The organism is Kordiimonas sp. SCSIO 12610 (assembly GCF_024398015.1).
Classification (GTDB): Bacteria; Pseudomonadota; Alphaproteobacteria; order Sphingomonadales; family Kordiimonadaceae; genus CANLMI01.
Genome location: NZ_CP073747.1, coordinates 423019 through 443898 on the forward strand (window position 1 = coordinate 423019; position 20880 = coordinate 443898).

Here is a 20880-nt window from a genome sequence, read left to right on the forward strand (position 1 = left end):
CGGGGGTGGTATGACCACCTCACCATCTGACGGCACTACTCATAATAATCATGAGGTATCCCGCGCTCGAACCAGTAAACTGGTTTTAGCGTCTGCATCGCCGCGCCGGAAAGATCTGCTATCGCAAATTAGTCTTGATCCCGACATTATCGACCCAGCTGATATTGATGAAACATCAGCCCTTGATGAAAATCCCAAGAGTTATGCTCTCAGGATATCAAGGGAAAAAGCAGAGACAGTAGCCAAAAGACACCATGGAAACCTGATTTTAAGCGCTGATACGGTTGTTGCATGTGGAAACCGTATTTTACCCAAGGCAGAAGACCAGCAAACAGCGGTAAAATGCCTTCATATGCTATCTGGTAGACGGCATAGAGTTTTAACAGGTATGGCACTTGTACTCCCTAATAACCGTATCATCCAAAAGGTTGTGACAACAACAGTTGCCTTCAAGCCATTATCCGCGGCTGATATTGACCGGTATATCAAAAGTAATGAATGGAATGGAAAGGCTGGGGGCTATGCCATTCAAGGATTAGGTGCCTGCTTTGTTCGTTTCATTTCTGGTTCTTATAGTAATGTTGTTGGATTGCCATTGTTTGAAGTGAATGGATGGTTAGAAGCGCATTTGTTTCAAGAGCATGATTATGATTGAATTCCCTTCTACCCTTATTGAACCTGGCATTGGTTACTGGCGAACGGCAAAAATTGACGAAGATGGTTTTCCGGTTAGCCTATCCTTTCACGATGATAGTAAAATCGGCTGTATAGGCTCTATCCATCCTGCCACGGTTACCGGACTGGACACAAATTCCGATATTGCCTTTTTGTCACTTGGCAAAGATCAAGATGGTTCAATGCTTTCCGGCATGATGAATTTGCGCAGGGCCAAACAATTGGTAAAAGGCCCTGTACACTCTATCGCGGATTGCCTGCAAGAAGGCCAGAAACTGATGGTGCAGGTATTGTCGGAACCAGCATCCTTCGACAATAAATCGCTGATAGTAACGCCGAAACCTCGGCTCGATGGCCGCTACGTTTCCGTAGAGGCTGGTGCAAGCCGCTTAAATTTCTCTAAGGATTTGGGACCTAAAACAATCAAAGGGCTTAAGGCTCCCCTTACTGAATTAACGGAAAACGTCGCTATTATCGTTAGGTCGCGCGCTGCAAACATAGCCGTTGAAATAGTGATCCAGGAGGCTGAATGGCTTGCTGCTGCTATTACCGACAAGAGCGGCTTTACTATGCCAGCTATGGCAAAAGCGCTAATTTCAATAACCGAGGGAACTGAGCCCGTATATATTGATAACAAAGCCCTATGCGTAGAAGCGAGAAAACTCGCGCATAATAAATGGCCTGATATCGCTGAGCGAATAGAACCCTATCAAGGGTCAGGGGCGACGTCTGCGTTCGAGGAATATGGTGTCGAGGAAGCCATCGAGGATGCGCTCGCTGACCAAATTCCACTTCCCTCAGGCGGCTGGATTTCCATTCATCAAACACCCGCCTTAACATCCATTGATGTGAATATGGGTGGGGCATTACAGCAAATGAGCGCCGCAGAGGCGAAACTCACCGTAAATATGGAAGCAGCACTTGCCATTGCCCATCATCTCAGGTTTCAGGATATCGGTGGATTGATCGTGGTTGATTTTATCGATATGTCCGGTAAGGGAACAGCAGCGAAGTTACTGGAATTATTTGATAAGGCCTTGAAGGATGACCCTGTGCCTGTCCGGCGAAGCGGGATCTCAATGTTTGGCCTTGTTGAAATGTCGCGGCAACGCAAGGGGGTGTCGCTGCGTGATCGATATCAGGTGCAAGCAGCTCCTGTGATGCGAATCAGAGAGCAAGCGTTAAAGCTACTTAGGACTGCGCAGCATATTGGCAATTCAAATGAACCTGGCACTGTCATTCTTCAAGCAAGTGTTGCCGTTTGTGGATGGTTTGACGAAAACAAGCATGTAATTACAGAGCTTGAGGCAAATACCCACCGTATTGTTGAACTGCGCAGCGGAAAAGACGATGTATATATTGAGGCAAAATCATGAATGACCTACTTGGTGCCGCAGAGAGCAAGTGCCCGGAATGCGGTAAGACAACACTTGTTCAATATCGCCCGTTTTGCTCAAAACGGTGTGCAGATATCGACCTTGGACATTGGTTTAACGGCGAATATGTGCTGCCTGGCGACACTGAAATTAATGATGATTTCAGTGATGAAGCAGGCAACTAACGTCTTTTTCGCTTTTCTTTGTGAAAATGTAAGAAAACTGAAATCAACGCTGGACAGGGGCATGAATATTAGCTAAAAGCCCAATCGCTGAAGGACATTAGTTATCCCTCATCCTTTAAGCCCGGGTAGCTCAGGGGTAGAGCAGCGGATTGAAAATCCGCGTGTCGGTGGTTCAAATCCGCCCCCGGGCACCATTCAAAAAAGCCGCATTTTAGTGCGGCTTTTTGCGTTTAAAAGCCAGCTTATAGGCTGGCCGCAGCTGTTCTATTTACCATGACTATTAAGAATGCTCGCCATACAGTCTTGGGCTGTGAAAGCATTTTAAAGAGCATCGGCGATATGAAAATTAGCTAATCAGACATACTATGAATTGGGGGCGATTAGCTCCTTGCCGGTTTCAGGGTCTTTAAGAACTGGCGGTTTGGTACTTGTCATTTGATATACCGCAGTAGTGATTAGTATTAGAATGACAGCAACGGCTATAATGAAAGATTTTTTGTTCGCGTGTTTTGTCGCTAACGGTGTTGGCGGAACTTCTGAGACTTCCAGTTTTTTTATTGGCCCAATCAGTTGGTATCTTCTGTTTGGCAAAGTCCGAATGACTTGTGTTGAACCAGCAATCTCGGACAAAGTGGCCCTAAGTAAGGATATTCTTTTGGCAATAGTATCTTCAGACACATGATCGCGTTTCCAGACGATCTTCGATAAAACATCGATGGTCAATGGCTCTGAGCCAAATTCCGTCAAGGCTCGCATCAATAGTAGATTTAAGCCTTCTAGTTTCACTTCATTGGGGGAATTGCTGTTGTCGACAGCACAAATGCCGGTTTCAGCATCAAAAATGATATTCTGTATCTGATATTGCATCTGCATCCCTTGGGCCCCTCTGAAGACCACATCCTTAATTTACCTAGTTTTCCAGAAAATTCCAGAAACTTCAAAGGCAAAATCAATAGCTATTTCCTATGCTTGCCGCCTTTATATTATGCGAGGGTAAAATGAAGATTTTAAAGCGAATTTCTGTAATTACTGTATCAGCAATCGTGGTTTCTGCTTGGGTATTCAAAGTATCAGCCGAGGAACCCACGTTAATTCAAGATCCAGGCTGGCTTGAGAGTTTCATCGATCAACAATTTGATCCGCTGGTTAATGAAACGACCCCGGGGTTTGGTGTTTTAATTACCTATAAGGGACAGCTTAGGTTCGCTAAAGGGTATGGCCTCGCAGATATTGAGCATACTGTGCCCATTGATCAACATTCTAAATTCTATATTGCCAGTATGTCCAAGCAGTTTACGGCAGCGATTATTGCACAACATATACTGGAGGGCCGTATTGGTTTGGATGATAAATGCATAGAGTTTCTACCCACACTACCCGATGTTTACAGGGATATAACCATTGGTCAGCTTTTATTTCATACAAGTGGTATCCGTGAATATACTTCGATGATGATCATTCGCGGTGATGATCCGCGCTTACAGAATAGAATGAACATGAGTGATGCCTATCAGCTTATAACGTCTCAAGGCGCATTGGATTTTCCTTCGGGTACTCAGTATCGCTATTCATCAAGTGGGTATGTGTTGCTGGCCAAAATACTTGAGGAAATAGAAAACAAGCCCTTTCCCGAAATTGCGAAAGAACGCTTGTTCGCGCCGTTAGGCATGCAAAATACGACCTTTGATATTGACCATAGTGCACCAATCCCGGGCAGAGTAAAAAGCTATCAAGCGCCTTCTGGCGGTGACGATAAGGTATGGAGAAGGTGGTTAAAACATTTTGACGTGGTCGGCGACGGCGGCATATTGGTCACTCTTACTGATATGGCTAAATGGGACCGTGAATTAAGGACAGGTGCCTTTTTGGGTACAAAATGGCGTGACCTTATGATGAAGGCTGGGGCCCGTGATGATGGCACAATACTGCCATATGGGTTTGGTCTTTGGCAATCCGAGGTTCTGGGAAATCGTGTAGTTGCACATGGTGGTGGTATGGGAGGCTTTATCGCAGACCAGATTCGGTTTTCTGACCTTGATCTGTCTGTTTATGTGTTCGCCAATCGAAATGACCATAATGCGTTTCAGGGGTGGAAGCTTGCTCGTCGTTTGGTTCAAAACATGGGTATGGCGAAACCCGATCATGAATTATCTAAAAACAAACAGGGCGATGCGGTGCCTATGCCGTCGTTTCAATCAGCGAAGGCCCATGATTACAGCGATTGGATCGGTGGCTATTTTGCTGACAAGATTAACAACCGGTATTTTTTGCGGGAAAAAACAAATGGTCAATTAGTCCTGCATGGTGGAGGGGATACATGGCTCTCGGACCTGGAGGTTATTGATAATGAGCGCCTCAGGTGTGTTTCCACCGGTCAAACAATCACACTCAAAACTGTGGACGGTGTGAAGATACTGATTTTGGAGGGAAACAATCAGGCAATAGAAGCGATCAACTATGATTATTCTTCACCGTCAAATATTCATCAATTGGCGGTGCTAGAGGGTAGCTTTTGGTCCCCTGAACTGGAAAGTTTGGTTAGTTTTTACATCAAAGACGACATTCTTTGGATGCGATATGCACAAAACCTGCCCGAACAACTTTTTCCAGCGCCAACTGGATCAAACCTCACCTGGAATTCAATTGATAAGCTATGGACAGGTCGGTCTATGATCAAATTTCGTTATGATGAAGCTGGGAAAATTAAAGGCGTAGACATTGGTGATAGCCGTGTAGTTGGGGTAAGGTTCCGTAAGCTTGATGCAGATAGTCCAATTACTCTTCATGAGTGATAATTATTGGAACTGTTACCCGTGCCGATCACTCGGCTATAAGTGCGACATTTTCGACGTGCCCGGATACTTTTGACATTTGTCAAAGATGCAGGAATAGGGCGTTTGTATTCATAGCCTATGAAAAAACATCTGATTGAAAAATACGCAAAGCCTGTACCTCGGTACACGAGCTATCCTTCCGCGCCGCATTTCCACAGTGGTGTTACACATCTGGATTATAGTGAATGGTTAAAGTCGATTGATACCGGTAAACCTGTATCGCTTTATTTACATGTTCCGTTTTGTGAAGAACTGTGCTGGTTCTGTGGCTGCAACACCAAAATCACTAAACAATATGCGCCGATCAAAAAATATGTGGCGCTGTTGAAGCGTGAAATAGAGATGGTTCGCCGTACCTTGGAGGGGCAAGTTGACGTTAGTCACATTCATTGGGGCGGCGGCTCGCCCACATTATTGAAAGATGATGATTTTGAATTGCTGATGCAAACATTAAGGTCGGCATTCAATGTTTTACCGGATGCTGAAATCGCGGTGGAAATAGACCCGCGGACGCTAAGCCAAAGCCTTGTGAAGGCATTTGGCCGTGCCGGGGTCACCCGCGCAAGCCTAGGTGTTCAGGACTTTAGTCAGGATGTACAAAAAGCCATTAATCGCTACCAGCCATTTGATATGGTCAAAAAAGCGGTTGATGCCCTTAGGGTTGAAGGGATCAAGGCAATTAATTTTGATCTTATTTATGGCTTGCCGCATCAAACAGTTGGCAAGGTTGTTGAAACGGCAAAGCTTGCCGTGGCTTTAAATCCTGATCGACTATCGGTTTTTGGGTATGCACATGTACCGTGGATGAAAACCCATATGCGCTTGATCAAGGATGAAACCTTGCCCGATATTTTTGATCGTTATGAACAATCACAGGCTATTGCCGAAACCTTAAAAGAAGGTGGGTACGCGCATATTGGCTTGGATCATTTTGCCAAACCAGGCGATAGTTTGGTGCACGCAGCGTCAAATCATAAGTTACGCCGTAATTTTCAGGGCTACACAACGGATACGGCTGAGGCATTGATTGGTTTGGGGGTATCTTCCATAAGTGGCCTACCCGCAGGTTATAGTCAAAATCATACATCCATGCACCAATATGCTGCGGCGATTGAAGAGGGTACTTTTGCAATTTCAAAAGGTATCGCCTTGGAACCGGCGGACATTATTGATCGCCGAATTATTGAGCAGTTCATGTGTAACCTTGAAGTGGATACACTGACCCTCAGCCGTGCGGGCAAACTGCCCTTTGCCCTTTTAAGGCCAATGGAAGAGGACGGCTTGATTAAAATCTCTGATGATAAAATAGAGATTACCCCTGAAGGCAGACCCTTTATGCGGCATGTATGTGCAGCATTTGATCGGTATTTTGGCGATAACAAAGCCAGGCACTCGGTCGCGGTCTAGGGTAAGGAATTAGAGGTATGCCTGATCAAACCGCTAGTGATTTTCCCTTGAAGGAAGCAAGACAGCTAACTCGGGATTTAATGAAGCCTAATCCAGCAATTTACTGGAGTGACTTTCTTCTGACGATCATTATCGGGTGGGGTGCGTTTATATATGCTTATATGAATCCTCTTCTGACGGCTTCTGGCTGTGCTGCTTTTATCGTGTGTGTGCTCGCTCTCTATCGTGCGGTTATTTTCACGCACGAAATTTCCCACTTTAAAAAGGGCAGCTTTAAGCGTTTTCGTTTCATGTGGAATCTGCTTGCAGGTATGCCGATGATGGCGCCGTCCTTTATGTATCAAGGCGTTCATAACGAGCACCATGCAAGGGATATCTATGGAACCCATGAAGACGGTGAATATTTACCGTTTGCAACCGAAACACGGGCGAAAATTATTGGCTATATATTGCTGATTTTTATTTTGCCGGGCTTTTTCCTGGTAAGGTTCTCTGTGTTGGCGCCTTTGTCCTGGGTTCATACTTCCGTCCGAGAATTTGTTTGGAGGCGCGCTTCATCCCTGACTATCGATTTAGCTTATGAGCGCCCACTTGCAAGCAGGCGAGACGATCCAACTTGGAAATTGCAAGAGCTTGGATCGTTTCTCTATATCTGGGCGGCGATAGTGTTAACCCTTATAGGTGTTTTATCTTATAAAGTTTTTGTCCTGTGGTATGCAGTTGTAATTGGGATATTTCTTTTAAACTCCCTGAGAACGCTTGCCGCCCACAAATATCGAAACCCGGGTGATCAGAAAATGACTGTGCCGGAGCAGTTTTTGGACTCGGTAGACGTGCCGGGGCACAAATTCATCACAAGCCTGTGGGCACCCGTGGGGCTCCGTTACCATGCAACGCATCACCTCTTTCCCAATATGCCTTATCATTCTCTTGGTAAAGCGCATAGACGGTTGGTTGCTGAGTTATCGGATAATCGCCTGTATTTAAAGGCAAAACGGGACAGCTTGTGGCATGCACTTAAAACAATTTGGTCTGAAGCTAAGTAGTAGTGTGGTTTAAGTTTACAGATTTATACTCTATGCATTTCAGCCAATATTTGAAAAAAACATAAAATTAATGATTGTCATTGAATTGTGATCAGTATTTTGCCACACTCCGCTCAAGAGTGGGAGGTATCATGGCTGAATATGTAGAAGTTTTAATTGTGGGGGCTGGGCTTTCGGGTATTGGGGCAGCTTGTCATTTACAGCGCCGTTGCCCTGAAAAATCCTATCTGATTTTGGAAGGCCGTGAAACCAAGGGCGGGACCTGGGATCTATTCCGTTACCCGGGTATCAGGTCTGATTCTGACATGTATACCCTTGGTTATGCCTTCAAGCCATGGACGGAACAAAAGGCAATTGCTGACGGACCGTCAATACTTAAATATATCAACGAAACTGCACGCGAGTATGATGTTGATAAAAACATTCGCTATGGTCACAAAGTTGTAAAAGCCTCATGGTCTTCAAGCGACGCACGCTGGACTGTTGACGCTGAGCGCACAGACACAGGTGAAACCGTTCAGTTTTTATGTCGGTTCTTTTTTGTATGTGCGGGGTATTATGATTATGAAGGTGGTCATGACCCTGTGTTTGAGGGCCGTGAAGACTTCAAGGGCCAGATCGCTCACCCGCAAAAATGGACCGAAGACATCGATTACGATGATAAGAATGTGGTTATTATCGGCTCTGGTGCGACGGCGGTAACATTGGTGCCTTCGATGGCTGATAAAGCCAAGCATGTGACAATGCTTCAGCGATCCCCAACCTATATTGTTTCACGGCCAGCCGAAGATAAGCTCGCGAATACGCTCAGGAAGTTTTTACCGGCGATGTGGGCATATGGGATTATTCGTTGGCGTAATGTGTTGATGCAGCAGTTTGTTTTCAGGCGTGCCCGTAGTGCCCCCCAGAAAGTGAAAGAGTTTTTACTTGGTATGGTGCGCGAGGAGCTCGGGCCTGATTACGATATCGATAAGCATTTCACACCGAAATATAACCCGTGGGAAGAGCGGCTTTGTCTTGTGCCGGATAGCGACCTGTTTGAGGCCATCAAAAATGGCACGGCTTCGGTCGTAACTGATCATATTGATCGCTTTGTCGAAGATGGCATTTTATTGAAATCGGGCGAAAAGCTCGATGCTGATCTGATTGTTACTGCGACGGGCCTCAAGATCAAGGCGATTGGTGGCTTATCGATAGAGGTTGACGGTAAAGCCGTCTCTATGGGTGATACCCTTAACTATAAAGGGTTGATGTTCTCAAGTGTTCCAAATTTTGCTTCCGTATTTGGTTATACAAACGCTTCCTGGACGCTTAAGGCGGATTTATGCTGTGAATATGTATGCCGGCTTCTAAAGCATATGGATAAGATCGGTGTTGATTATTGTGTTCCTGTTCAGGATGATCCTGACATGGGAATAGAACCTGGTCTTGATTTCTCATCAGGATATATCCAGCGTGCACTTGACGATATTCCGAAACAAGGTTCGAAAAAGCCATGGCGCCTCAACCAGAATTATCCACTTGATCTCGTGACACTGCGTCACAAGAAAATCGACGATGGTTTCCTTGCGTTTAAAAAGCGCGATAAGGAAGCAGCCTAAATAATAAAAAAGACTGCCTTTAAGCAGTCTTTATCGTGATTTAGAGGAGAAACCTCGGTGTTTTAGAATACTGCCGAGGTTTCTTTTTATCCAATATAAGCTTATGCGAAAGCTTGTAGACCAGTGATCGCGCGGCCCAGAATAAGGGCGTGCACATCGTGCGCACCTTCATAAGTATTGACTGTTTCAAGGTTACAGAGATGGCGCATTACATGGTATTCTTCTGAAATGCCGTTGCCGCCGTGAATATCACGAGCAGCGCGTGCAATATCAAGCGCCTTGCCACAGTTATTACGTTTCATCAGGCTGATCAGTTCCGGTGCGATCTCGCCGTTATCAAACATCCGGCCAGCACGTAAGCTGCCATTTAAGCCCAATGAGATTTCAGTGCTCATATCTGCGAGTTTTTTCTGAACAAGCTGCGTGGCTGCAAGTGGGCGGTTAAACTGCTTGCGCTCAAGGGCGTAGCCGCGTGCGCGGAAATAGCAATCTTCTGCGGCACCCATCGCACCCCATGAAATGCCGTAACGTGCGCGGTTCAAACAGCCGAATGGGCCTTTCAAGCCTTCAACGTTGGGAAGCATGTTTTCTTCTGGAATTTCAACGCCGTCCATCATGATCATACCTGTGATTGATGCGCGCAAACTTAGTTTACCACCGATTTTAGGGGCGCTTAGTCCCTCCATTCCCTTTTCAAGAATAAAGCCGCGGATTTTACCGCCGTGTGCTTCTGATTTGGCCCAAACAACAAAAACATCAGCAATAGGTGCGTTTGAAATCCAGGTTTTTGAACCACTCAGAACATAGCCACCATCGGTTTTCTTTGCGACCGTTTTCATACCAGCCGGATCTGAACCTGCGTCTGGTTCCGTAAGGCCAAAACAGCCCACATATTCACCTGTCGCAAGTTTCGGCAGAAACTTTTCTCGTTGTTCTTCGCTACCGTAGGCATAGATCGGATACATCACCAGTGATGATTGAACAGACATCATGGAGCGATAACCGCTGTCAACGCGCTCAACCGCACGTGCGACGAGGCCATAAGCAACATAGCTTGTTTCTGCGCAGCCATATTTTGCGGGTAAGGTACTCCCAAGGAGGCCCAATTCGCCCATTTCATTGAAAATAGCGCGGTCAGTATTTTCGTTAGCATAGGCATCAATCACACGAGGCAAGAGTTTGTCTTGTGCGTAATTATTTGCCATTTCGCTGATTAGGCGCTCATCTTCTGTGAGCTCACTTTCCAATAGAAATGGGTCGTCCCATTTATAGGAAGATAGTTCCGGGCGGGAATTTGCTGGTAATGATGAAGTCATTTTATATGTCTCCTGAGCGACTGTGACGAGCCGTTAGATTTATGATTAAATCACTATTAGGCTCTTCATGGCTGATACTGGCGGGCATTTCAAGTCTAAGCTTTGAATAGCTGTTCACCATTATATGATTGTTTTTCCAGTATTTAAGAATTTCATGTCTTGTATATGGGAATATTACCTGATATTTAAAGCGAAATTCTAGTTTATCGGAATTCATGATCTCATCTAACAGTTTGCGCTGTAGAAAGGCCGTATGATGAAAGCGTTGGTGAAAAAAGAAGCAAATGTAGGGTTGTGGCTGGAAGATGTTCCAGAACCAGAATTGGGCATTAATGATGTTCTTATCAAGGTTATGCGCACGGCAATTTGTGGAACAGACATGCATATTTATAACTGGGATGAGTGGGCGCAGAAAACCATCCCGGTTCCAATGGTTGTTGGACATGAATTTGTTGGTGAAATTGTCAAAGTTGGCTCAAACGTGAACGATTTTCATCCGGGGCAAATTGTGTCTGGTGAAGGGCATGTGGTTTGTGGACGGTGCCGGAACTGTATGGCAGGGCGCCGTCACTTATGCGCACAAACAAGCGGTATTGGTGTTAACCGGCCGGGTGCTTTCGCAGAATATGTGGCCTTACCAATGTCAAACGTCTGGGAGCATCGTCCAGGGATCGACCTTGATGTTGCGTCATTATTTGACCCACTTGGTAATGCTGTTCATACAGCGCTTCAGTGGGATTTGCTCGGTGAGGACGTATTGATTACAGGCGCTGGCCCTATTGGTGCAATGGCAGCGGCCGTATGCCGCCATGCGGGTGCTCGCCATGTTGTCATCACTGATGTTGTGCCCGAACGCCTTGAGCTGGCGGCAAAGCTTGGTGCGACAAGAACCGTTGATGTTCGCAATGAAACAATCGAAGAGGTACAGGCCAGCCTTGGTATGAGCGAAGGTTTCGATATTGGCTTGGAAATGTCAGGCAATGACCGTGCGTTCAACGATCTGATTAATAACATGTGTCATGGCGGTAAGGTTTCTATCCTTGGTATTCCCGCTGAAAGCGCGAATATCAGTTGGGATAAAGTTATCTTCAATATGCTGACCCTAAAGGGGATTTATGGCCGGGAAATGTATGAAACCTGGTACAAAATGTCGGTAATGATTGAAAATGGTCTTGATATATCGCCTGTGATTACACATCGTTTGCCATATACTGAATTCCAGCAAGGGTTTGACCTTTTGAACGCTGGCAAGGCCAGCAAAGTCGTATTGAATTGGGAGGCATAGAAATGTACGGAAAATTTCAGGAGCACTTAGCTTCACAGATTGATACGATCCGGTCTGAAGGTTTGTTTAAGAATGAACGCCAGATCACAACCCCCCAAGGGTCATCGGTGGGTATCAGTGACGGATCAAAGGTTATTAACCTATGTGCGAATAACTATCTTGGCCTCGCGCAGCACCCCGAGGTGAACAAAGCCGCTATGAAAGGCCTTGAGGATTGGGGCTATGGGATGGCATCGGTACGTTTTATCTGCGGGACACAGTCGCTTCATAAACAGTTAGAGGATCAGTTAAGCGAATTTTTGGGCGCCGAGGATACAATCCTTTACCCCAGCTGTTTTGACGCGAATGGCGGTTTATTTGAAACCATCTTAGGGCCAGAAGACGCAGTTATTTCTGACGAACTGAACCACGCCAGTATTATTGATGGTGTGCGCCTATCGAAAGCAAAGCGATATCGCTATAAAAATAATGATATGGCAGCGCTTGAAGAGCAATTACAGGCTGCGGATGCCGCTGGTGCGCGTTTCAAATTAATCACCACAGACGGTGTGTTTTCGATGGACGGATATATCGCACGCCTCGATGAAGTCTGTGATTTGGCGGATAAATATAATGCGCTGGTTCATTTTGACGATTGCCATGCCACAGGCTTTGTGGGTGCTGGCGGTAAGGGTACGCATGAATATCGTAAATGTATGGACCGCGTTGATATTATTACTGGTACGCTCGGTAAAGCCCTTGGCGGTGCGAGCGGTGGGTACACATCGGGCAAACGAGAAATTATTGAGCTTCTTCGCCAGCGGTCAAGGCCTTACCTCTTTTCAAATACGGTTGCCCCGCCTGTAGTGGCAGGCGCGATTAAAGCTATTGAACTGGTGACAACGTCTAATGATTTGCGTGACCAGTTGAATAGTAATGCAGAGTATTTCCGCGAGGGTATGGCGCGCCATGGTTTTGACCTTTTGCCCGGCGAACATCCGATTATTCCTGTGATGCTTTATGATGCAGCACTTGCGTCGAAGTTTGCAGATGAAATGCTGAAACGCGGCGTTTATGTGGTGGCGTTTTCGTATCCGGTTGTGCCAAACGGTAAGGCACGGATCAGAACACAGATGTCTGCCGCAATAACGAAGGGTGAGCTTGATCATGCGATTGATGCTTTTGCTGAAGTTAAAAAGCTGTTGATTGATTAAACCGCTAGACGATTAGCGCGATAATGAGGAAAGCCCCGTCTGAATAGCAGACGGGGCTTTTTATTATTTAATTGTCAGTTTAGCTAACGACAACCAGAATGCCTCTCGCTGTTTCCTGTCCAGGGTTTGAGATTGTGTGGCTAACATCGCTTGCATAACGAGCAGTCCCACCTGTAGGTACCTCGGTTTTTGCTTTGCCACTGACGACCTGAAATCGACCATTGAAAGCGGTTAGATGCTCCATCGAGCCGTTGGTATGAGGTTCTGACACCAGTTTTCCACCTGCTTCAATCGAAATTTCATACCATTCAACACGGCCTACTTGATCTGTGGGACTTAGTATTTTCAGGTCACACAGGCCGTCCTCACTTTTGATTTCAGGGGTGAAGTTAGGCATCATCACTTCGATCGCCTGATGATGAACTTCTGCGACACCGCCCGTAAGGTCTGAAATTTCAAGGCCAAGTGCTTGTGTCAGACTCCAGAGCGTTGCAAAGGTTGGGTTGGCTTGTCCGCGCTCTATTTGAGATAACATAGAGCGCGATACGCCGGAATGCGATGCAAGTTGCTCAAGCGTAAAGCCCTTTTGCTTTCGAATATCCTGAATACGTGGACCAATCTGAGGTGGTGAGTTTTTATCTGTCATAATAGCTTTATATCGAGACTGAGGTATAGGGGCCGGGTTTGGGTTACCTAAAACGCCTTATTATTCCGTCCACCAGGGATAGAATGGTGGCATGTCAGTTGATGACTTATCTTCAAACTGGGGTGTCCGCTTTTCCAGGAAGGAGCTAACACCTTCTTTGCCACTTGTGATGCTTGTATAATACATGGCGAGGCTATCAATTTTGTGTGCTTCCACAGGATGATCTTTAACGCTGTTACGGTACATCATCTGACGGGTCAAAGCGATTGCAACCGGACTGTGTTCAGCGATTTTACGTGCAATCTTGTAAGCTTCTTCGAGAAGGTCATCTGCTGGCACCACGGCTTTGACAAAACGACCTTCCTTAGCAGCTTCTGCGCTCAAAATCTCGCCAGTATATGACCATTCTAGGGCCTGAGATACACCAACAATAGCTGGCAAGAAAAAGCTTGAACACGCTTCTGGCACAATACCAATTTTGTTAAAAACAAACCCGATACGGGCTTTCTCTGACGCTAGGCGAATATCCATTGCGCAGGTCATGGTGGCACCAATGCCGACAGCGGCACCATTGATCGCGGCTATCACCGGTTTTTTGCATTCGTAAATGGCCAGGGTAACGCGGCCACCAGTATCACGGACACCAGTGATGATGTCTGGGTCTTCGAATCGTTCCTCAAGGTCTTGGAGCGATGGCTTTATGCTTTCATCCAAGCCGAAAACATTTCCATCCGCCGACAAATCCATGCCGGCACAAAAGGCCTTTCCGCTGCCTGTTACAACAATCGCACGAATATCATCGTCTTCGCTTGCGCGGCCAAAGGCATCAATGAGCTCATTTGCCATTTGAACGGTAAAAGCATTCATATTGTCCGGTCGATGTAAAGTCAGCGTTAATATGTGATCATTGATTTCATAGAGCAGGGTTTCATAAGTCATGTGTGTGGCCTGTTTTAATAAGTATATAGCAATGAATAGTATCCAAGACGGTTACGAATAGTAAGCGTAAAATGATCCGCTTTAAAACCTCGTTTTAATCACTTGTTTAATCACTTCTACAATTCTTTCATACGAATTGGATTTAGCGGCGCCTTTGCGCCAAACAAGTCCAATAGAACGGTAGATATTTTTATTAAAGAGCGGGCGAACAATTACATCGCTGTTTCCACGGATTTCGGATTTGGCATAAAGTTCTGGAAGAAAAGTGATGCCCATGCCCATACCAACCATTTGACGCAGCGCATCCAAACTGGTGCCTTCGTAATCCTTAAGGATGGTTGCGCCAAAATCTTCGCACAAATATCCGATCTGGTCGTGCAAATGATAACGGGGATTAAGTGTTAGAACTTGCTCCCCCTTCAAGTCCGCAGCTGTAATTTTTTCAAGTGTTGCTAATCGGTGATCGTTGGCAAGAGCCAGCAAAAGAGGCTCTCTGAATAATTCAACCGTATTAAGTTGTTCGTTATTTATTGGTAATTGCGCAAGAATAACATCGTGATCACCGCGCAGTAACTCTGCTTCCATTTCGCGAGGGTCACATTCACGAATATATAGTTTTAAATCGGGATAGTGTTTGTGAAGTGATTGCACAACTTTTGGCAAAAGATAGGGGCCAAGTGTAGATTTTGTCCCTAACCGGATTGTACCAGCAAGCGAATGCCGACCAGATTCGGCTATATCATGGATGCCTTGAACGGTCGCTAAAACCTCGCGGGCTTTGGCTAAAACTTCACGGCCTGTCGGTGTGAAAAATACACCGCTGCGACTGCGCTCAATAAGCTGAACCTCAAGCGTTGTTTCCAGATTTTGTAATTGAATACTGAGCGAAGGCTGGCTGATGCCGCAGAGTTGGGCAGCTTTTCTGTAGTTGTGTTCTTCATCAAGGGCCACAAGGTACCTTAGTTGTTTCAGTGTAATTTTCTGGTAATTCATGAAAATAATCCTGATAGTTTTTTTCTATCAAAAAATACAATTTGTTTGTATTGATTTATCAAAAGAAATTCTTATTTTCAAGATCAATGTGAAAAAGGTGGGGATACTAAAATAAAAACGCAGCAAGGCTGCACGCACAGCAGTGGTGAGATAAATGGCAGAAAAGACAGCGCAGAACCAACCCGAAACTTCACTTTCTGATTTATACAGATTCATTAGAACAATATTGAACGGCGAAACAGGATATTATTGGCTCGCGATAATATACGGAATTGGCATCAGCCTCCTGACCCTTGCGGTTCCCATATCCGTGCAGATGTTGATTAATACCGTCGCAAACACAGGGCTTACAACGCCGCTAATTGTTCTATCGGTTACGTTATTTGTTCTGTTGTTATTTTCAGGGTTGTTGAATGCGCTGCGATTACATCTGATGGAATTGTTTGGTAGGCGCTTTTACGCTCGTATGCTTTCTGAAATATCACTTAGAACACTTTATGCGCAAAACCCGTTTTTTGCCGACAGTGGTAAAAGCACGCTTTTTAATCGTTATTTTGATATCGTTATTGTTCAGAAGTCTGTGCCTTATCTTTTGGTAGGTGGCTTTACAGTGATCCTTCAGGCGCTTGTTGGATTTGTGATTGTCTCGTTGTATCACCCTGTTTTTCTTGGCTTTAATATTACACTTGTTCTTCTTCTTTGGCTTGTTTGGGGGCTATGGGGCAAGGGCGCAATGATGAGCGCTGTGCAGTTATCCCACACGAAACACAATGTTGCCGGCTGGATTGAAGGGCTTGGTGCTTCTAATGGTTACTATAAATCCCGTCGCCATATTGAACGGGCGCTTAGGGAAACTGATAAAAAGACATCGGAATATATTGAAAGCAGTAAGCAGCATTTCAAATATACGTTTGCGCAATCTATCGCGTATTTATTCATATATGCGCTGGCAAGTGCACTGTTACTTGGGCTTGGTGGTTGGCTTGTGATCATAGGTGAGCTTTCTTTGGGTCAGCTTGTTGCAGCAGAACTGATTTTATCAGCGGTTTTTTACGGGATTTCGCAGCTTGGTGTATATTACACAAGCTTCTATGATTTAACGGCAGCAGCCGAGGAATTATCGCATTTTTATCATGTTCCACAGGAAGTACCAGCCGGTACCCTAGAGCCGCGTGAAGGTTCCCACGATTTGATCTTTGAAAACGCGCGTGGATGCGCCCGTAATGTGCCTGTTACCTTAAATTTACAGATTGATGCCGGGGATAAGGTCATGTGTCATGCACCTAATCATGGTACTCAGCGTATGTTCACAAATTTACTGAAGCATCACGCGAAGCCAGATGGCGGGTTAGTCAGTTTTGCTGGCACTGATGTGCTGGACATAGAAGTTCATGAACTGCGGCAATTGGTAACCATTCTTGATCGCCCGACGGTTATTGAGGGCACAATTCGCGAGTTTCTGAAAGCTTCTCATGATGATAGCAATGCCAGTGCAATTTTATCGGCTCTGAGGCTAACGGGCTTGGATATGGTTGTTAAATATTTACCCGAAGGATTGGATACCGAACTTTCGGCAACTGGCGCACCATTATCGCTTGTGGAAGTGCTGAAGCTCAAGCTAACAGCGGCTGTGCTCTCCAAACCAAGCATTCTGGTTTTAAATCAGTTATTTGACATGATGCCTGCCGCTACATTGCAAAATGTTATTGAAACGTTGAACGCGGAAGAGAATATGACAATCATTTATTTCTCGAACCGGGAAAACACGCTTGGTTTCGAGCGTTTCATGCTTCTGGAAACAGAACATCAGGCACTGCTTACGGATTTTAAAGCGTTTAAAGCTGGGGCAGGTAAAGTCGCTGGCACCACAGACACGGAGGGGAAATAAAATGCCATTTCGTGATATGCATATTCAATATTTTACGACCCTACATTCGCTTAAACCGCCGCGGATTATGCGAACAATCGCATGGTTTTTATCACTCAGTCTGGTGGCGACTATTGTTTTCATGATCTTTGTTCCTTGGGTTCAAACAACATCTGGGCCTGGCAATGTAACGGCGCTTAGCCCGAATGATCGTTTGCAGGAAATCAATGCCCTTGTATCCGGGCGTATACAGAAGTGGTTTGTTCGCGATGGCAGTTACGTCAAAGAAAATGATCCAATCGTTCAATTGATTGACAATGACCCGAACTTTCTCGACCGACTAAGGGCAGAACGTGCGCAAGTGTTGGCGAAGTTAAGTGCTGCGGAAACTGCTATGGAAACGGCAGAATTGGATTTAACACGTACGAAAAACCTATTTGATCAAGGTTTGGCGTCGCGGCGTGAGTTCGAGCAAAGCCGGATACGCGTAGAAGGACTGCGAGGTAGTGTTGCGGAAGCATCTGCGGAGCTGAACAGGGTTGATGTTTCCCTGTCCAGAAGTTCAATTCAGACCGTGCGCGCACCACGGGACGGGGTTATTTTGCGGGTAAATGCGGGTGATACATCCACACTTGTCAATGCTGGTGACGTAGTTGCGACTTTCATCCCGGACGGTGCAGAGCGTGCGGTGGAGCTTTTTATTGATGGCCGTGACATTGCCCTCGCGAGGGTTGGGGATAAGGTTCGGCTTCAGTTTGAAGGGTGGCCAGTGGTGCAATTTAGTGGTTGGCCCTCTGTCGCTATCGGAACTTTTGGTGGTGAGGTGGTTGCCATCGACCCGTCAGCGCAGTCTAATGGATTGTTCAGAATTTTAGTGAGTGAAGACAAGTCTGACCCGCACCCATGGCCGGATAGTGCGTATGTTCGTTTTGGCTCCAAAGCGCGTGGTTGGGTAACCTTTGAGACTGTACCTGTTGGATACGAGGTATGGCGACAGCTTAACAATTTCCCGCCAGAGTTTAGGAGAAACCTTGAAGGCAGTAGTGTTCTCGCGACGGGTGAAGCAAAATGAATATATCTAAAATTCTGTTTGTATTCATACTGATGCTTTTAACCGTGTCACCGAAAGTAACCTCGGAGGATGATTTAACTGCGCTTTCAATTTCATCAAGAGAAAGCCAGGAAAACCAGGCAAAGACCGTATCGGTGTTATCACTTGATGATGTGTTGGAAAGTTCCGGCCAGTATGCGCCAACTATTCTTGAAGCCATTGCAAATGCGCGCGGTGCAGACGGCGGTCGATTGGCAGCAGAGGGTGCGTTTGATGTTAATATCTCGGCTAGTGGTTTTAGTCGAGTAACAGGATTTTGGGACGGACAAGTTATCGGCGGTGAAGCACGGCAAAACCTCGGTGTTTTCGGTAGTAGTGTTTATGCGGGCTATAGAATTTCCGATGGTGAATTTCCGGTTTATGAAGACATAAATTTCACCAATACCTTAGGTGAAGCCAAAGTTGGTGCTTTGTTTTCGCTTCTCAGGAACCGCGATATAGATGGTAATCGCTTTGCGCTGCGTGATACGCGTTTGGCGCTCGAACAAGCCGAATTAGATGTATTATTATCTAAGGTTTCTGTTCAACGTCAGGCGATGGTCGCTTATTGGTCGTGGGTTACAGCAGGCCAACAGCAAAAGATTTATGCACGCCTTCTCGATATTGCCTTAGAACGGGAAAAAGCCCTTCAGGTACAGGTTAACGAAGGCGCTATTGCTGATATCTTCCTTCTTGAAAATCGTCAGAACATTACTCGTCGCCAAACGTTACTTACCAGTGCGGAGCGCCTGTTTCAGAATGCCAGCATCAGACTTGGGTTCTACCTAAGGGACACAAACGGTCAGATGCGTGTGCCGCAATTTTCGGAATTGCCAGCATGGGAAGCTCAGTTTGAAGTGGATGTAGAAGCTGTGAAGAGCTCTATGGAATTATCCAATATTTTAAGGGACCGGCCTGAACTGCGTCGGCTTCGATTGGGGTTGGAGCGCTTGCGCCAGAAGATTACACTTAGACAAAATGACCTGAAGCCCAAACTGGACTTTAATGTCGAGCTTTCCCATGATTTTGGTAATATCGCTGAGGGGGATATTTCCAGAGATTCTACAGATACAATTGTTGGGTTTCAGTTTTCTATACCGCTTGGGCAGCGTTCAGCCAAAGGAAGGTTAAAAGCGGCGAAGGCAGAACGGACCGCAATGATGTACCGAGAGCGACGTATTCAAGACCAAATATCAACCGAGCTGGAAGGAATACTCGTCGATATTACGGCAGCAAATGAATTGCTTGACCTCGCAAGTGTGGACGTACAGCAATCACGCGCGATGCAGGAAGCCGAAGAAAAGCGATTTGCGAACGGTGCGAGCGATTTTTTCCTGTTAAATATTCGCGAAGAAACTGCAGCAAATGCTGAAATTCGCAAAATGACTGCCAATCTGGAAGTGCACCGCGCGTATGCTAACTATGCAGCCGCAACGATGAACACGAAGGCACTGGGCATAAATCAATGAAGAATTGGATTTAATAGTTACTATGTTAGGGGCCTGACCTTTTTGGGCAGGCATATGTGAACAGTCTGTGCTTGAAACATTTAGTATGTCTGGGTAGTATATTTGTAATATTAGTGAAGTTGGGGTGTGAGAGTAAACATTATAAATGTATATTCTATGATTACAAAACGCTATAAATTGCCAATGTCATGGCTGATCGCTGCGAACGTATCAATGTTTGGCATTTCTGGGTCAGCCTATTCCATACCTTTTGAAGCAAATCATTCTGCCTTATTGTTAAAAGAAACCAATACGATCCGTGTGGCCGGTACATTCATCCCTGGTGTGTTTGATGGTGGCGATAGCGGTCTTTACAATCGATTGTTTCAAACCGTTGCAAATGAATATTCTGAAAAAATATCATTTGATATGTACCCCATCAGGCGCGCTGTCAAAATGATGAAAGATCAGGAAGCAGATTGCCTTTTTGTCGCAAATGATAGCCGTGACTTTCACACCCAATTGGGTTTTCCTACTGACAAGCTAATCTTTTCAGACCCGGTTTATGTTAACCGGATGAAAGTATATTCCCGCGCTTTGGACGGAAACATTTCAGCTATTGCTGACCTGAAGGGTGCAAATGTTGCTGTTAGCAGTGGAACCTATCAAGGTTATTGGTTTCAGGAACATGTTCCAAATTCGGTGAATGTCACCGAAGTTAATGATTTAAAGCAGGCGTTTGATTTATTAAAAATTGGCCGCGTGGACCATGTCATATCATTTTCACTTGATGCACAATTATATCTGGATAGCGTCAGCCAGTCTGAACTGTTTCATAGTAACGCTGACCTTGATATAGTGATTACACGGGAATGTATTGTCTGCTGGGGTTCAGAAAAATCATCTCAATTCATTAATTATGTTAATCAACAAATTAATGAGGCTCAGCTAAAGCAATAATAATGTCTCGGCAACCATA

Annotated in this window: 18 protein-coding genes and 1 tRNA gene; 14 read left to right on the forward strand and 5 right to left on the reverse strand. The window is 45.6% G+C overall.

All coding sequences use genetic code 11. From position 1 onward, the window contains the following. The first annotated feature begins 10 nt into the window (after positions 1-10). The 4 genes from KFF44_RS02020 to KFF44_RS02035 all read left to right on the forward strand — a co-directional run bounded on the left by KFF44_RS02020 (position 11) and on the right by KFF44_RS02035 (position 2430). Complete coding sequence (locus KFF44_RS02020) at positions 11-655, forward strand: nucleoside triphosphate pyrophosphatase (protein WP_255936657.1); 645 nt, start codon at positions 11-13, stop codon at positions 653-655. Continuing rightward, positions 648-2051: a ribonuclease E/G gene (locus KFF44_RS02025; RefSeq protein WP_255936659.1), complete on the forward strand. Its 1404-nt coding sequence runs from the start codon at positions 648-650 to the stop codon at positions 2049-2051. The genes KFF44_RS02020 and KFF44_RS02025 overlap by 8 nt, the downstream gene beginning before the upstream one ends. Beyond that, complete coding sequence (locus KFF44_RS02030) at positions 2048-2236, forward strand: DNA gyrase inhibitor YacG (protein ID WP_255936662.1); 189 nt, start codon at positions 2048-2050, stop codon at positions 2234-2236. The genes KFF44_RS02025 and KFF44_RS02030 overlap by 4 nt, the downstream gene beginning before the upstream one ends. A 119-nt stretch (positions 2237-2355) precedes the next feature. Next, positions 2356-2430, forward strand: a tRNA-Phe gene (locus KFF44_RS02035). Positions 2431-2599: 169 nt separating this feature from the next. On the opposite strand, the gene KFF44_RS02040 is transcribed toward KFF44_RS02035, so the two are convergent. Continuing rightward, positions 2600-3109, reverse strand: a complete 510-nt coding sequence (locus KFF44_RS02040) for a hypothetical protein (RefSeq protein ID WP_255936664.1) — start codon at positions 3107-3109, stop codon at positions 2600-2602. A 125-nt stretch (positions 3110-3234) separates the two neighbouring features. On the opposite strand from KFF44_RS02040, the gene KFF44_RS02045 reads away from it, so the two are divergent. The 4 genes from KFF44_RS02045 to KFF44_RS02060 all read left to right on the forward strand — a co-directional run bounded on the left by KFF44_RS02045 (position 3235) and on the right by KFF44_RS02060 (position 9124). After that, positions 3235-5028 carry a serine hydrolase gene (locus KFF44_RS02045; RefSeq protein WP_255936666.1) on the forward strand — a complete coding sequence of 598 codons (1794 nt, stop codon included), beginning with the start codon at positions 3235-3237 and terminating at the stop codon, positions 5026-5028. A 120-nt stretch (positions 5029-5148) separates the two neighbouring features. Continuing rightward, positions 5149-6477, forward strand: coding sequence for an oxygen-independent coproporphyrinogen III oxidase (gene hemN, locus KFF44_RS02050; protein ID WP_255936668.1), 1329 nt, complete (start codon positions 5149-5151; stop codon positions 6475-6477). A 17-nt stretch (positions 6478-6494) separates the two neighbouring features. Continuing rightward, positions 6495-7523 (forward strand): fatty acid desaturase, encoded by a 1029-nt coding sequence (locus KFF44_RS02055; RefSeq protein ID WP_255936669.1) that lies wholly within the window; start codon positions 6495-6497, stop codon positions 7521-7523. Positions 7524-7654: 131 nt separating this feature from the next. Then, complete coding sequence (locus tag KFF44_RS02060) at positions 7655-9124, forward strand: NAD(P)/FAD-dependent oxidoreductase (RefSeq protein ID WP_255936670.1); 1470 nt, start codon at positions 7655-7657, stop codon at positions 9122-9124. Between the two features lie 101 nt (positions 9125-9225). On the opposite strand, the gene KFF44_RS02065 is transcribed toward KFF44_RS02060, so the two are convergent. Next, complete coding sequence (locus tag KFF44_RS02065) at positions 9226-10440, reverse strand: acyl-CoA dehydrogenase (RefSeq protein WP_255936671.1); 1215 nt, start codon at positions 10438-10440, stop codon at positions 9226-9228. 256 nt (positions 10441-10696) lie between these two features. On the opposite strand from KFF44_RS02065, the gene tdh reads away from it, so the two are divergent. Further along, positions 10697-11725: an L-threonine 3-dehydrogenase gene (gene tdh, locus KFF44_RS02070; protein ID WP_370691130.1), complete on the forward strand. Its 1029-nt coding sequence runs from the start codon at positions 10697-10699 to the stop codon at positions 11723-11725. 2 nt (positions 11726-11727) lie between these two features. After that, positions 11728-12918 carry a glycine C-acetyltransferase gene (locus KFF44_RS02075; RefSeq protein ID WP_255936674.1) on the forward strand — a complete coding sequence of 397 codons (1191 nt, stop codon included), beginning with the start codon at positions 11728-11730 and terminating at the stop codon, positions 12916-12918. 79 nt (positions 12919-12997) lie between these two features. Here KFF44_RS02075 and KFF44_RS02080 read toward each other — a convergent pair whose 3' ends face one another. From KFF44_RS02080 to KFF44_RS02090, 3 genes are all read right to left on the reverse strand, one after another. Next, the gene (locus tag KFF44_RS02080; protein ID WP_255936676.1) at positions 12998-13564 is read right to left on the reverse strand and encodes a helix-turn-helix domain-containing protein; all 567 of its coding nucleotides are present in this window, start codon (positions 13562-13564) and stop codon (positions 12998-13000) included. Between the two features lie 60 nt (positions 13565-13624). After that, the gene (locus tag KFF44_RS02085) at positions 13625-14503 is read right to left on the reverse strand and encodes a crotonase/enoyl-CoA hydratase family protein (protein WP_255936678.1); all 879 of its coding nucleotides are present in this window, start codon (positions 14501-14503) and stop codon (positions 13625-13627) included. An 81-nt stretch (positions 14504-14584) separates the two neighbouring features. Then, positions 14585-15496: a hydrogen peroxide-inducible genes activator gene (locus tag KFF44_RS02090; RefSeq protein ID WP_255936679.1), complete on the reverse strand. Its 912-nt coding sequence runs from the start codon at positions 15494-15496 to the stop codon at positions 14585-14587. A gap of 154 nt (positions 15497-15650) precedes the next feature. Between KFF44_RS02090 and KFF44_RS02095 the strand changes: the two genes are divergently transcribed. The 4 genes from KFF44_RS02095 to KFF44_RS02110 all read left to right on the forward strand — a co-directional run bounded on the left by KFF44_RS02095 (position 15651) and on the right by KFF44_RS02110 (position 20861). Then, on the forward strand, positions 15651-17384 hold the full coding sequence (locus tag KFF44_RS02095; RefSeq protein ID WP_255936680.1) for an ABC transporter ATP-binding protein: 1734 nt from the start codon (positions 15651-15653) through the stop codon (positions 17382-17384). 1 nt (position 17385) lies between these two features. Beyond that, positions 17386-18435 (forward strand): efflux RND transporter periplasmic adaptor subunit, encoded by a 1050-nt coding sequence (locus KFF44_RS02100; protein WP_255936682.1) that lies wholly within the window; start codon positions 17386-17388, stop codon positions 18433-18435. Then, positions 18432-19922 carry a TolC family protein gene (locus KFF44_RS02105; protein ID WP_255936685.1) on the forward strand — a complete coding sequence of 497 codons (1491 nt, stop codon included), beginning with the start codon at positions 18432-18434 and terminating at the stop codon, positions 19920-19922. The genes KFF44_RS02100 and KFF44_RS02105 overlap by 4 nt, the downstream gene beginning before the upstream one ends. A gap of 156 nt (positions 19923-20078) precedes the next feature. After that, positions 20079-20861 carry an ABC transporter substrate-binding protein gene (locus KFF44_RS02110; RefSeq protein WP_255936687.1) on the forward strand — a complete coding sequence of 261 codons (783 nt, stop codon included), beginning with the start codon at positions 20079-20081 and terminating at the stop codon, positions 20859-20861. Positions 20862-20880: the final 19 nt, after the last annotated feature.